The organism is Phocaeicola plebeius (assembly GCF_003437535.1).
Lineage (GTDB): Bacteria > Bacteroidota > Bacteroidia > Bacteroidales > Bacteroidaceae > Phocaeicola > Phocaeicola plebeius_A.
Map to the genome: position 1 here is coordinate 16,343 of NZ_QSQT01000009.1, position 12,926 is coordinate 29,268.

The 12,926-nt window shown below is 37.9% G+C and carries 12 protein-coding genes; 8 read left to right on the top strand and 4 right to left on the bottom strand.

Annotated elements, in window-relative coordinates:
* The first annotated feature begins 25 nt into the window (after window positions 1-25).
* The 8 genes from DXD04_RS05895 (at window position 26) to DXD04_RS05925 (ending at window position 6,883) form a co-directional block, all read left to right on the top strand.
* Window positions 26-1,225, top strand: a complete 1,200-nt coding sequence (locus DXD04_RS05895) for a site-specific integrase (protein ID WP_117671701.1) — start codon at window positions 26-28, stop codon at window positions 1,223-1,225.
* A gap of 299 nt (window positions 1,226-1,524) precedes the next feature.
* The gene (locus DXD04_RS05900; protein ID WP_117671703.1) at window positions 1,525-1,794 is read left to right on the top strand and encodes a hypothetical protein; all 270 of its coding nucleotides are present in this window, start codon (window positions 1,525-1,527) and stop codon (window positions 1,792-1,794) included.
* Between the two features lie 89 nt (window positions 1,795-1,883).
* Window positions 1,884-2,768: an AAA family ATPase gene (locus DXD04_RS05905; protein WP_117671829.1), complete on the top strand. Its 885-nt coding sequence runs from the start codon at window positions 1,884-1,886 to the stop codon at window positions 2,766-2,768.
* A complete protein-coding gene (locus tag DXD04_RS05910) occupies window positions 2,734-3,795 on the top strand; it encodes a DUF3871 family protein (RefSeq protein ID WP_117671705.1) in 1,062 nt (353 codons plus the stop codon). Before DXD04_RS05905 ends, DXD04_RS05910 begins: the two co-directional genes overlap by 35 nt.
* 1,199 nt (window positions 3,796-4,994) lie before the next feature.
* Window positions 4,995-5,138: a hypothetical protein gene (locus DXD04_RS16650; RefSeq protein WP_181977141.1), complete on the top strand. Its 144-nt coding sequence runs from the start codon at window positions 4,995-4,997 to the stop codon at window positions 5,136-5,138.
* On the top strand, window positions 5,138-5,944 hold the full coding sequence (locus DXD04_RS05915; RefSeq protein WP_117671707.1) for a WG repeat-containing protein: 807 nt from the start codon (window positions 5,138-5,140) through the stop codon (window positions 5,942-5,944). Before DXD04_RS16650 ends, DXD04_RS05915 begins: the two co-directional genes overlap by 1 nt.
* A 1-nt stretch (window position 5,945) precedes the next feature.
* Window positions 5,946-6,365 carry a pepsin/retropepsin-like aspartic protease family protein gene (locus DXD04_RS05920; RefSeq protein WP_117671709.1) on the top strand — a complete coding sequence of 140 codons (420 nt, stop codon included), beginning with the start codon at window positions 5,946-5,948 and terminating at the stop codon, window positions 6,363-6,365.
* Window positions 6,365-6,883: a hypothetical protein gene (locus DXD04_RS05925; protein WP_117671710.1), complete on the top strand. Its 519-nt coding sequence runs from the start codon at window positions 6,365-6,367 to the stop codon at window positions 6,881-6,883. Before DXD04_RS05920 ends, DXD04_RS05925 begins: the two co-directional genes overlap by 1 nt.
* A 223-nt stretch (window positions 6,884-7,106) precedes the next feature.
* Here DXD04_RS05925 and DXD04_RS05930 read toward each other — a convergent pair whose 3' ends face one another.
* The 4 genes from DXD04_RS05930 to DXD04_RS05945 all read right to left on the bottom strand — a co-directional run bounded on the left by DXD04_RS05930 (window position 7,107) and on the right by DXD04_RS05945 (window position 12,923).
* Window positions 7,107-8,300, bottom strand: coding sequence for a VapE domain-containing protein (locus DXD04_RS05930; protein ID WP_117671712.1), 1,194 nt, complete (start codon window positions 8,298-8,300; stop codon window positions 7,107-7,109).
* Complete coding sequence (locus tag DXD04_RS16765; RefSeq protein WP_117671714.1) at window positions 8,294-8,566, bottom strand: helix-turn-helix domain-containing protein; 273 nt, start codon at window positions 8,564-8,566, stop codon at window positions 8,294-8,296. Before DXD04_RS16765 ends, DXD04_RS05930 begins: the two co-directional genes overlap by 7 nt.
* Before the next feature lie 733 nt (window positions 8,567-9,299).
* A complete protein-coding gene (locus DXD04_RS05940; RefSeq protein WP_117671716.1) occupies window positions 9,300-11,579 on the bottom strand; it encodes a RelA/SpoT family protein in 2,280 nt (759 codons plus the stop codon).
* Window positions 11,580-11,657: 78 nt separating this feature from the next.
* The gene (locus DXD04_RS05945; protein ID WP_117671718.1) at window positions 11,658-12,923 is read right to left on the bottom strand and encodes a lytic transglycosylase domain-containing protein; all 1,266 of its coding nucleotides are present in this window, start codon (window positions 12,921-12,923) and stop codon (window positions 11,658-11,660) included.
* Between the last annotated feature and the right edge of the window lie 3 nt (window positions 12,924-12,926).

The following is a 12,926-nucleotide window of genomic DNA, read 5'->3' on the forward strand; positions in this document are numbered from 1 at the left end:
AAATAATAATTAAAAGTGGTGTAATATGGTATCAATTTTATTCTTTATTAAAAGGAAGAAGCTTTTGAAGGATGGGACTGCATCTATCTTTGTAAGAGTTACATTTAACAGGCTTTCAGCCGAAGTTACTACAGGAAGAAGTGTAATGCCCTCCCATTGGGTGGCAACTAAAGGCAGAGCAAAAGGAAATACATTAGTTAACAAGCAGACAAATTCCTTTTTAGACCAAATGGAATATACTCTGCATGATTTAACTCTCCAAATTCAGAGAGAGGGTAAACAGGTAAGTGCAAAAGAGATTTTAGACAGATATAAGTACCTTAATGCTCCCAAGCCTAAAACAGGCATTTTAGCTCTTTATGCTGAACATAATCAAGAATTGAAGGAATTAGTGGATATATCAGTAGCATTGGCTACCTACAAAAGACATGAAACTTCTTTGAAGCTTTTTCATGAGTTTCTGCTGTACAAATACCAAGTAGAAGATGTAGATATTAGTGAAATTGATGTGGAAATGCTTCAAAAGTATCAACATTATTTGATGACTGTAAGACATAATAGCAATAATACTACAGTAAAATATATCAGAAATCTTGGAAAAATACTTAAGTTAGCTGTATCAAGAAAACTTATAACAGCTTCTCCTACAGAAGAACTGAAGCTAAAAATGGAACCTGTTGATAAGGGCTTTCTTACACAAGAAGAGCTTACAAGGCTTGCTAATAAAGATTTTAATATTGTCAGACTTGAGCAAGTAAGGGATGTGTTTTTGTTTTGTTGTTATACTGGACTTGCATATATTGATGTTTATTCTTTGAGTATCAATGATATTACGGAAGAAAATGGTAGATTATGGATTAGAAAATCAAGGTATAAAACCAATGTGATGTATCATGTACCCATATTAAAGCCAGCTAAAGAAATTCTTGATAAGTATGCTTCATTATCCCATAAAGAAGGGAAATTGCTTCCTGTATTATCTAATCAGAAAATGAATGCTTATCTGAAAGAGATAGCTGGTATAGTGGGTATTAGTAAAGATTTAACTACACATCTTGCAAGACACACATTTGCCACGACTGTTACTCTTGCTAATCAGGTTTCTATTGAAAATGTATCTAAAATGTTAGGACATTCCAGTATTAGAATGACACAACATTATGCGAGAGTATTGGATGCTTCAATAGAGCATGAAATGTTAAATGTAGAAAAGTGTTATGAATGAGATAAAGTTCAAAAGTCCCTGTTTCCTTCATTGTAAGCAGAGGGTTGCCATATCTGAACATAGAAGTAGATAACTGTATTTACTGCCCTTCTCCAATTCTATTTTAAAAAAATTATTTTTAATTTTTCACCTCTTCTGGACTTCCATAAGCAAGCCTTAACCACCTTTCCCCTCCCTCCCCTTGCTTTGGAGTGGGAGATACCCCAGTGAGTTAATTGCTGGTGATATGAACTGGTACTAACTCATTGGGCACTAACTCCCCCTTTGTAACTAATGTATAACATTCTAAATTAATAGACATGGAAAAGTTAAAGTTTTTAGAGACTATGACTGTTGAAGAGTTCAAGTCCAAGATGAGTGTAAATAAGATTGAAGTTAAGCAGAATCCCTATACAGGTAAGTGCTTCTTTGTCTATGGTTTTGAAACTGGTGCAGTGAGTGAGAAGTTCATTAATGGTGAAATCTCCAACCCTGTCATCTCACAGGTATGCTCTCCAGATACAGGAGATATGTTCTATATGCTCCATCAGAAGGGGGATGGAGGAGCACCTACTTTGGCTACCCTTTAAGGTTGGTCAATAAGGTCAAGAAGAGTAGTGAGTTAAGGCTTGCTACTCTTTTTTATTTCTCAAAAGGTTTAACTAAATGTATTTTTGATATGATGAACTTAAGAAAATCATCTAAGAAGCAGGCTAAGATTAAGTTAGCCTTGCAAGGCTGTGCAGGTAGTGGAAAAACCTATTCAGCACTACTGCTGGCTTATGGACTTTGCAATGACTGGACTAAGATAGCAGTCATTGATTCAGAGAATGGAAGTGCAGATTTATATGCACATCTGGGCAGTTACAATGTATTGAGCTTGAATGAGAACTTCACACCAGAAACCTATATGGAAGCCATAAAGGTATGTGAGGATGCAGGCATGGAGGTAATCATCATAGACAGCATATCCCAATGCTGGGATAACCTGCTGGAGTACCATGCCAACTTGCAAGGGAACAGCTTCACTAACTGGCAGAAGATAACACCAAGAATGAACAGCTTCATGCAGAAGATATTGCAGTCAGACAGGCACATTATCTGTACCATGAGGTGCAAGCAGGATTATGTGCTGAATGAGAAGAATGGCAAAATGGTGCCTGAAAAGGTAGGTCTAAAGGCTGTCATGAGGGATGGAATAGATTATGAGTTTACCATAGTTTTTGACATCAATATGAAACACCAGTGTGTGGTATCTAAGGACAGGACAAATCTTTTCATTAACAAACCTGACTTCATGATTACCCCAACCACAGGGCAAATCATCAATGACTGGTGCAATGACGGGGTTACCGTAGAAATGATTAGAGGTAAGATAAACCAAGCCAAGTCCATTGAGGAACTGACCTCAATCTATCACCAGTACCCTGAATGGTATCAGCAACTCACCTCTGACTTCATGAACAAGAAATCAGAGTTGCAGGAGATAAAGAACAAGAGTATCAACTATACACCTAATTTTACAAGATATGGAAGCAATGCAGTTGCAGCCTGTCAGGGCTGATTTGGTTTATCCAAGCAGGATGAACAGAAGTTTGAGATATGATGCGGAGGTCATTACTCCAATAGAGATAATGGAAGCAGAAGTGCCACAGTCAGGAAGTGGGCATAAGTTGCCTTTCATAGAAGCCAATACAAAAGAAGTCACTATTGAACATTTGAAAAATGACTGCGTAGTGCCTGTATTCAGCAAGGATAATGAGATAACAATCTCACATCCCAACTTCATAGAAGCTGTATGGGAAGCTGCCAATAGAGTATTCCCCAATGAGACCATTGAATGCCCAGCTATAAGGGTAAGCCATGTGATTAAGGGAAGAACCCCTGAAGCCATCCACAAGCCAGTAAAGGACTTGCTGGAAACAGACAAGACCATCTATTATGAAAGGATGATGTTCTGCTTCGAGATACCCACCATTCATGAGGACATTGCAGGTAACAGGCTTAACCTCACCATAGGTGGTGTAAGGGCATACAACCATGAGAACCTTTATAGTAGGAAAGGAGCAGAGAAATTCAAGGTGTTCATTGGCTTCAAGAATATGGTATGTTGCAATATGTGTGTTTCTACTGATGGTTACAAGTCAGAGCTAAAGGTGATGAGCATCAATGACCTGTTTACATCTGCCATGCAGCTATTCCAAGAGTACAACATATCAAAGCACCTTTACTATATGTCAGCCTTTAAGGACAGCTACATGACAGAACAGCAGTTTGCACAGTTCTTGGGCAAGAGCAGACTGTACCAATACCTGCCTAATGAACAGAAGAGGAAGCTGCCTCTGATGCTTATGACTGATACACAGGTGAACCTTGTAGCCAAGGCATATTATCATGATGATAACTTTTCACCTCTTCAAGACCCTAATAGCGGAATCAGCATGTGGAATGTGTATAATCTGCTTACAGGAGCTAATAAGAGCAGTTACATTGATAACTTCTTGGATAGAGCCTACAATGCCACCCAGCTTGCAGAGGGGCTTAACAAGGCTCTCTATGGAGAAAGTGAGTATTCTTGGTTCATCCAGTAATCACCCTGATTAGTAGTTTTCTCCCTCTCTTATCCATTATGGTAGGAAATTCTTGTTGTGTCGAAAAATACTGGACTGTCTTATAGGAATTAAAGTAAAAATCGACATTTGCGCACTAAGTTATAAATATTATATATTGTAACATATTAGCTTTACAGCAGAGCAGGATTGTACTCACTTCTCTTTTCTGATTTATAGGAAAGTGAGTACACCTGCTATAAGGATAAGGAAGGCAAGCACAAATTGCACATCTAACTTGAGATTTCTCTATATAAAGACAGAGTTAGATGTGCATTTGGTCATTAAAGAGGTTGGCTATTATGGTCAGGAAGAGGTTTGTTTAAGGAAGTTAGGATATGTGGCTGTTCCATCATCCTTAACTTAATCCCTTTCTTGACCATAAGAATGCCGCTTGTATTGAGTAATGTTGAACAAATAACAAATTTAAGAAATGGAAATTGTGTTAGACCTTTTAGGAGAGATAGCCATGTTCTTTATTGGTCTCTTCATAATGGCTAAGGTATTGGACTGGTAGCAGCCCATGTCTGTAGTTTGTTGTTGTACAAGCCCCAGCTTATTACAGGTTGGGGCTTTTGATGTGCTATACCTATAATGAATGAATATTATCAGTAAAGTTCATTGCTGCATTGTTAGCAACAGGACATTACTTAAACTATCCTGCATTAATAACAGGGAATAAGAGTACCTTTGTATGTAGTTAAGGCACAGCCCATACCTATGGTATCTGATATGCTGGAGTTTGCTTTGAAAAAGTGGCGGTTCTATGATTGTTTCTCGCTGGAAAGTGCTACCTTTGTAGCAGTAATAACTAAAGTAATTGCCAATGAAGTAAAGGTTTAACAAAGACATATTGGAAAAGGAAGTGTTTGCTTCTTACTTGTGACAGTCCTAAAATCACCACTTTGAAGACTAACAATCACAGCAGTAAGCAAGTGAATGCTCATACCATAAGGTGTGGGCTTTCTCTGTTTGTGATTGTAGGTGTTGTGGTGATACCTTGGACTTGAACAGGAAAGTATCACACCTTTCTTTATGCCTTAAACTGAGATGATATGGAGGCAGATAGCAATGAGTTCTACAGAAATAGCAATAAGCTTAATATGGATTTTCCTCATATTTATCATACCTATATTAGGGGTGATAGGTATAATCATTGAACATTATAAAAACAAGAAGTGATGGATTCAATAACTATTATAGGATGGATTATAACAATAGTGGGTATAATCTACATGGTGAGTGATAAGTCTAGTGGTGCAAGACCTTACAATGATGATGATTGGGAAGATGATGAAGACAAAGCTGAGAAAGGAGAGTATTAATGAAGATATACAAAACACCACCACAACTTCTCGCCAAGTCCTATATTGGGACTACAGGCAGAACAGTACATGAAACTTGTTATGGTAGTCAAGAGGGGAGGATTGCTAAACTAAAGGCCAAAGGTATCGGTCTCTTGGTTAATCAGGAGTTATTGAATGGTTATGATTGCTATCTATGTCCTGTCATACAGAATGGCAAGATAGGCTTTATCAATAGTTATGCTGAGATAGTAATTCAACCTCAATATGATAACATTACAGGAGAGTTCACTTCTCCTGAATCTATGATTGTAGTATGTAAAGATAACAAGTGGGGAGTATTAAATACTGATGGACTTGAAATGCTGATGGGTGAGTATCGAAGCATATCACTTGTTGGTACTCAATATGCAATAGTCATGAACTCTGAATATCAAAGAGGCATCATAGAAGTTCTAACTAAGAAGATGACTATACCTTTTGGAGAGTATGACAGCCTTGATTACTACAACAATCTCCTTATAGCTCGTAAAAAACTCCTTAAAGGGTTAATCACTCCTACAGGCAATCTACTTACTCTCATCCAATACAAGTGGATTAGTGGAGTGGAATATGGACTACTCAGAGTTATCATAGAAGAGAAAACAGATGATACTGTAATAAAGAGGTGGGGACTTATAGATACACAAGGGAATGAGATACTTCCTGCCATCTATGATAACATATCACCTGTTAGAAGTAATGGAAGTTTGGTTTATGCAGTAAAAGATAACAAGACTATCAAGTTTGACATAAGTAATTTAACCCAAAGGACTAATATAAAATAACATGGAACAGGATTTAAGTTGGAGCATAGCTAAGACAGGCTTACCTCTGATTACTATTGAGTTGACAACTGATGATGGAAATAAAGGTAACCTATGCTTTCTGATTGATACAGGAGCAACCATAAACATCATATACAAGTTTGTATGCAAGCACTTCACCAAGTCTTTCATTGAGCTTGAAGGCTGCGGTTCTATGATAGGCTTTGAGGGACAGGAGCATAAGACCCAATATGTGGGAATAACCTTTCAACTAGAGGGAAAAGCATACTCTGGAGTATTCTCAGTCATAGAGGAGTACAAAGGCATGAAACATATTGAGAATGAATCTGGAATACAGGTACATGGGGTACTTGGTATGCCATTCCTTACAGCAAATGGATGGATTATAGACTTGGACAAATTAATAATAACAGATAAGTAATGAAAAAGACAACTATTTTATCTATTGTCGTATTATTGATTGTATCAGTATCTTCTATCTCTTATAGTGTATTATTACACAAAGAGAATAGGGCACTGATAGCTAAACAGGATTCTTTATATACTCTGTCAGAAGCTCAAATGGTGTTTAAGGAGAACGGGTTAAGACTAGTGGCTGATATAACAGTCTCTATTCAAGATGTTAAAGATTATGCTGCCAAGTATAGCATAAACCTGCCTGAAAGTAAGAACTCCTTTAATATCAATGGGCTTAACCCTTTAATAGTTTACTATCTTATTTATAATACAATAGATGTTCATAGTAGCCCCTTTATAGCAGGTAATACCGTTATAAAAAAGATAAGTAAGGAGAAAGTGATTGATATGACATTTATAACAATGCAACAATTATCTAAAGGAGATTATAGTGGCTTATTCAGCACTCTAAGGTTGCAGGCTATGCGCGTAGGGGATTTACCTCAATCAAAATTTGAGATTAAAGAAATCCCTATTGAATGATTTCTGGGAAAGATGTAAACTAAGCATTCTATAACAATATACCTCTTCTATACTGAAAGGAGAGGTTTATAACTCTATAAGAAAATAATTTATGAAGTAGAAGCAAAAGAATTATCTTTGCTTAGTGCTGCATATAATGTGTACAAGGTTAAACAATAAGTTACCTGCTTACCCTGAATAAGAGTAGGCAAGGTAACTTCTTGTCTTTGGATATATTATAAAGTCAGTTTTTGGCTTTTAAGAGGTAGCCATATACTCCTCCTCTTTTTATTCTTTCTACTTTCATGTCTCTTAGGACATGGCCCAGCATTTGAGTTGAAAGTGCTTTATGTCCAGTCTTTTGAACTAACTGCTGCTGAATTTGAGTAGTGGTCATAAATAGTCCATTTTCATCATCAATAGCACATTTCTCAAAATGATTTATAAAAGACTCTTCTTCAATTGAGATATCTCTAAATTCAGAGTTCATTCTATCGAGTTCTTCAATCTCATCTTCATCAAACCAAAATTGAAAGCCTGTTCTGTAAAGATGTAAGAGCTGGGCAAATAGCTGGTCTATAGGTATATTATGTTGCAGATTGATACTTTCTGCTTCAAAACACAAGAATCTTCTATTTCCAGTTAAATCTTTCAGGAAATGTTTTCTATTGACTGTACCTGCAAATGAGGCCCTCTTCCTATAATACTGGCTGATAGTGGTATAAGCCCTTCTCATGCTTGTTCCCTTTTGGGTCATAAGCTGTTTAATTCCATCCATGCTTTTATCAGACAAGTTTTCAAGTTCATCCATTAGAATGAGTACACATTCTGATATTTTAACATTGGTTTCTTTGTCTTTGGTTTGTATATATCCTTTATGGATAAATTCTTGAAAATCAGTAGGAAGTATAGTGTGAAACCATGTGGTTTTGCCAATACCTTGTGCACCTGAAAGAATGATTGCTGTTTGGTTTACTACATTCTCATCCATCAAAGATGCTACTAATGCTACCATCCACTTCTTTAGACATTTAGCAAAGTGATGAGGTTGAGTTGTTCTGACAGATGTAGCTAATTGAGCGACATAATCAGTTCCATCCCACTCTGGTAAATTTTCTAAATAGTTCAGAAAGGGGTCAAACTGTAGGACATAATCTGATTTTAAAATCATCAGCAACATATCCTTTGAGCACTTGATGTTTTGGATTTTGATTTTTTTTAATATGCTGTTGAACTCATAGTCTTCCAAATAATGGTATTGCTCATCAGCATTTCTAATTCTTACTAATAATCTTTGAGTGACAGAATTGTACTTAAACTCATAATGTCTTGTTAGATAAGCCTGTACTTGTTCAATGTTGGAATTGAACCCCTCATTGGGTATTTTTTCGGTTGGGCTTGCTACTTTTGGTATAGCATGAGGTAGGGTTTTCAACATACTCCCTCCTTTCTGGCTTCAATACAAGCCATTAGCATTTCATGAGTCATGTATAGCTTACCCCCAAAATTAACAAAACTGATAAACCCTTTGGCTCTCCAGTTAAATAATGTTCTTTTAGTTACTTTGAAGATTTGCTCCAAATCAACTAAGTCATAAAGGATTGAAGAAGTATCCTTTCCTAATTTTCCTGTAACTTGGCAGTTCTCTAAACTGGTTACAGACGCATTAGGAGCGTATCCAGATTGTTTGTCATATCTGTTCATACTCCTGATTTTGGTACTTTGTGGCAGGACAAAGTGTTTATAATCATGTTTAATACATTCACCCTGCCGTGAATGTTGGTACAAAGTTCTGTGATAAAAGTGAATTATCCAAATTCTATTATAGGAAATTGTGGTGATTTCTTCATTTTTCATAGTTTTGCATTGCGTAAGGTCTTTGAATAGAGTAAGTTGGGCTTATTGGATTTTTCATTGGAGTATAGAAAAGTGTACTGTGTAACTTGTTGATATATAGATGCATATTGGTTTTGGTTCGACTCCCTCCAGGTCCACGATGATTATTAAACCGCTGAACATCAGCGGTTTTTTTTGTTTTTTTAAGCTCTTATTCTTTCCCCATTTTATCAGTCAGTTCCATCAGAAAAGCTATATAAAAATCTGCAGCTCTATTTGGATAGAGCTGTTCTATATTATTGTCCGATGCAATAGAAGTTGTACAGGAAATGTCTTTACGATGATATCACAACACGTTCGTGTTAAGACCTCGACACGTACGTGTCGACCTCTCCGCACGAACGTGTCATGACCTCGTCACGTACGTGTCGAGGTAAATCTGGTTTTGTCTTCGGGAAATAACGGACGGATATTTCATGAAAAAGTTCAGGATTTCTTTACAAACAAAAGAGGCCGGTATCTCAGCGGAGAAACCAGCCCTGAATTTGAGTAAGATTTTTTATCGGATTGATTATAAAGAAAATGCGACAGCAGCAAGTTTTTAATCGGTAATGGTGTCATCGAAGTTTTCTATTCGGGTGACTTTCTTGATGTGGTCTAATTTCTTAAGATTCTCGCAGATGGTATTTACATCATCTACATCGTGTACAAACAATTGAATTCGGCCTTCAAAAATGCCATCATTGGACTCGATATTCAATTTGTGAATATTTACGTTCAACTGTTGGGATATAATTCCTGTTACTTGGTTAAGCACTCCAATTCCATCGATTCCTTTCATGTATACATTTACCGGGAAGTTAAGTGCTTTACCTGTTTCCCATTGTACGGCCAATAATCTGTTGCCAAAGCTGGTTTTCAGTTGCGTAGCTATCGGGCATTGGCGCTTATGGATAATAATTCGATTGTTGTCGTCAATATATCCTAAGACATCATCTCCGGGAATTGGTTTACAGCAGTCTGCAATGATGTAGTGCTTCTGAATTTCTTCAGGCGTAAGCTTGACAATTTTCTTCTTGTCAATGTTCAAAGCAGGTTTTTCTTTGGAAGATGCATTATCCTGAGATTTGGGTTTGCTTCCTCCTCCAAATGCAAATGCAATGTATTTTTTCCAGTTTGTGGGAGTGGATTTTTCTTTTAACTCATTCTTTTCCAAATCTCCTAAGGTGAAAACTTTTTGCCCGATCTGGTACATCAAGTCTTCAGGAGTTTTTAGTTTATGAAGGGTACAAAGCTTCTGGATGTTCGTTTCAGTAGCTTCAATGCCTTCTTTCTTAAGGAATTCATGCAGCATGTCTTCTCCGGCCTGCTGGACTTCCTTTCGTTCTCTTTTGAGGATGGATAATATTTTAGCCTTGGCTTTTGCTGTCGTGGCAAAATTAATCCATGAAGGTTGTACTTTCTGTGATTTTGAAGTCAGAATTTCTACCTGATCTCCACTTTGCAGTTTATGGCTCAGTGGTACCAGTTTATGGTTTACTTTAGCTCCAATACAATGGCTTCCTAAGAATGTATGAATGGAGAAGGCAAAATCGAGTGCGGTTGCATTCTGAGGCATTGTTTTAATTTCACCCTTAGGAGTAAATACAAATATCTCAGATGCGAAAAGATTAAGCTTGATTGTATCCAGAAAGTCAAGGGCATCGGGCTGCGGATCATCCAAAATTTCTTTGATGGTTTTCAGCCATTTGCTAAGCTCTCCTTCGTCTTCACTTCCTCCTCCTTCTTTGTATTTCCAGTGTGCAGCAAAACCTTGTTCTGCTACATCATTCATTCGCTCACTTCTGATCTGAACTTCAATCCACTGTCCTTTGTTGCTCATCAATGTCACATGAAGAGCCTGATATCCATTGGCTTTTGGATGGCTGACCCAATCGCGCAAACGGTCAGGATGAGGCTTATATATCCGGGAAATAGCTACATAAATGTTGAAGCAGTCATTCAGTTCTTCCTCTTCATTCTTAGGAGTGAAAATGATACGTACGGCAAGTATGTCATAGATTTCTTCAAACGTAATGTGTTTGTTTTGCATCTTGTTCCAGATGGAGTAGGGAGACTTGATACGTGCCAGAATACGATAAGGAAGCCCCATTTTATCTAATTGTTCGCGAATGGGAGCTGTAAATTCTTCAAATAGGTTGGTTCTTTCAGCTTGAGTAGCCTTTAGCTTTTCTTCGATTTGCTGGTAAGCTTCTGGGTGTTCGTATTTAAAACTTAAATCTTCCAATTCTGTTTTGATACGATTCAGACCCAGTCGGTTGGCGAGAGGAGCGTAGATATAGAGTGTTTCCCCGGCAATTTTATATTGTTTGCTTGGGAGCATGGAGCCTAAGGTACGCATATTATGCAACCGGTCGGCAATTTTTATAAGAATGACACGGATATCATCATTCATTGTGAGAAGCAGCTTCTTAAAGTTCTCAGCTTGTGCAGAAGCTCTGTCTCCGAAGATTCCTCCTGAAATTTTGGTTAATCCATCTACAATTTGAGCAATCTTAGGTCCAAACAAGTTTTCGATATCCTCTACGGTATAGTCAGTATCTTCTACTACATCGTGGAGTAGAGCAGAACAAATAGAGGTAGATCCTAAGCCGATTTCTACGCAGGCGATGCGTGCTACAGCGATAGGATGTAGAATATAAGGCTCGCCCGAACGTCGGCGCACTCCTTTGTGTGCCTGTCGGGCGAAATTAAATGCTTTTGTAATTATCTCGACTTTTTTCCGATGTTTACTTTTCAGGTATTGGTCCAATAGCTCCTGAAATGCTTCATCAATCATTTTTTCATCTGTCTGTTCCTGCGTAAGTTTCTCCTCGGTCATAATTCTCTCCCTTTTCTTTGAATCAATAATGCAAAAATAGAGAAAAATACGAATCAAACAAGCAAATGAGGGGTTTTCTTACCGGATGCGTAGAGATTTGCCAGCCCGGATACTGCTTCCCTTGATTCCGTTCAGTCTCCGTAATTGGCTTACGCTAACTCCGTACTTAGCGGCAATGCCTCCTAATGTCTCTCCGTTACGGATGCGGTGGTATACAGCTTTTCCGCTATTTTTCCCTTTAGTAGTGGTATTGCTGACAGTTACGGTGCTGCGACGGGTTTGAAAAACTTCTGGTTTATAATTATAGATACTATCCTCGTGGTCAATGAAGTAACTCATTATTTGAGTAGGCAATCGTAGTGCGTATGGCTTTTCGTTTCCAGGGATAATATCTTTTTTAAATTCTGGATTAAGTGCGCGGAGCTGGTCTATGTCTACCTTGCATACTTCTGCCACCTGATTTAGGTTCAGTGAACGGTTGATGTGAACAGTATCGGTACTTTCTGGCATGTTCATTTCCATAGGGCTGATATAATGTTCACAGTAATAAGTCATGATGTAATTGGCAGCTACGAAAGCAGGTACGTAACCTCGGGTTTCTTTCGGTAAGAAGTTGTAGATTTTCCAGAAATCCTTTTCGCCTCCAGCCCGGCGGATAGCCTTGTTGATAGTACCAGGTCCACAGTTATAGGCTGCCAGAACGAGATTCCAGTCCTGATATATATCATATAAATCTTTCAGGTAACGTGCTGCAGCACGAGTAGATTTGACCGGATCTCTGCGTTCGTCCACAAGTGAGTTGACCTTAAGCCCATATACTTGTCCCGTGCGAAGCATGAACTGCCATAACCCTACTGCGCCCTGTGACGAAGTGGCTGTCGGGTTTAATGCCGATTCAATGACGGGAAGGTATTTTAATTCTAACGGAAGATCGTATAAATCCAGTGCCTCTTCAAAAATAGGCATATATAGATTATTGGCGCTTAGCATAAATGATACCTTTTGACGGAGACGGGTAGAGTACATGTCTATAAACTTCCGTATGATGTCGTTATAAGGCATTTCTATAATAGCAGGAATACGCTGCAAGCGGTCCATGTAAATAGAATCGCTGACTTCCGGATTTTGAGTAGTCATCGTACAGTTTTCTGCAGGATTGATGTAATGCTTGGAAATCCAGTCCAAGTACAGACTATCTGTAGTGGTAATCATTCCTTCCGGTAAATCTATTACATCTTCCTGCCCATTGGTTTGTATGGTAATCGTTTTTTCTGTCTGTTGGGCAAAAAGAGAAGAAGCGTTACAGATTGCAGCAGTAAGTAAACTAAAAATTATTCTTTTCATCTT

What these genes read in the sequence shown, in the direction of transcription:
- DXD04_RS05895 (WP_117671701.1), top strand. Translation starts at nt 26, where the DNA reads ATGGTATCAATTTTATTCTTTATTAAAAGGAAGAAGCTTTTGAAGGAT.
- DXD04_RS05900 (WP_117671703.1), top strand. Translation starts at nt 1,525, where the DNA reads ATGGAAAAGTTAAAGTTTTTAGAGACTATGACTGTTGAAGAGTTCAAG.
- DXD04_RS05905 (WP_117671829.1), top strand. Translation starts at nt 1,884, where the DNA reads ATGATGAACTTAAGAAAATCATCTAAGAAGCAGGCTAAGATTAAGTTA.
- DXD04_RS05910 (WP_117671705.1), top strand. Translation starts at nt 2,734, where the DNA reads ATGGAAGCAATGCAGTTGCAGCCTGTCAGGGCTGATTTGGTTTATCCA.
- DXD04_RS16650 (WP_181977141.1), top strand. Translation starts at nt 4,995, where the DNA reads ATGGATTCAATAACTATTATAGGATGGATTATAACAATAGTGGGTATA.
- DXD04_RS05915 (WP_117671707.1), top strand. Translation starts at nt 5,138, where the DNA reads ATGAAGATATACAAAACACCACCACAACTTCTCGCCAAGTCCTATATT.
- DXD04_RS05920 (WP_117671709.1), top strand. Translation starts at nt 5,946, where the DNA reads ATGGAACAGGATTTAAGTTGGAGCATAGCTAAGACAGGCTTACCTCTG.
- DXD04_RS05925 (WP_117671710.1), top strand. Translation starts at nt 6,365, where the DNA reads ATGAAAAAGACAACTATTTTATCTATTGTCGTATTATTGATTGTATCA.
- DXD04_RS05930 (WP_117671712.1), bottom strand. Translation starts at nt 8,300, where the DNA reads ATGTTGAAAACCCTACCTCATGCTATACCAAAAGTAGCAAGCCCAACC.
- DXD04_RS16765 (WP_117671714.1), bottom strand. Translation starts at nt 8,566, where the DNA reads ATGAACAGATATGACAAACAATCTGGATACGCTCCTAATGCGTCTGTA.
- DXD04_RS05940 (WP_117671716.1), bottom strand. Translation starts at nt 11,579, where the DNA reads ATGACCGAGGAGAAACTTACGCAGGAACAGACAGATGAAAAAATGATT.
- DXD04_RS05945 (WP_117671718.1), bottom strand. Translation starts at nt 12,923, where the DNA reads ATGAAAAGAATAATTTTTAGTTTACTTACTGCTGCAATCTGTAACGCT.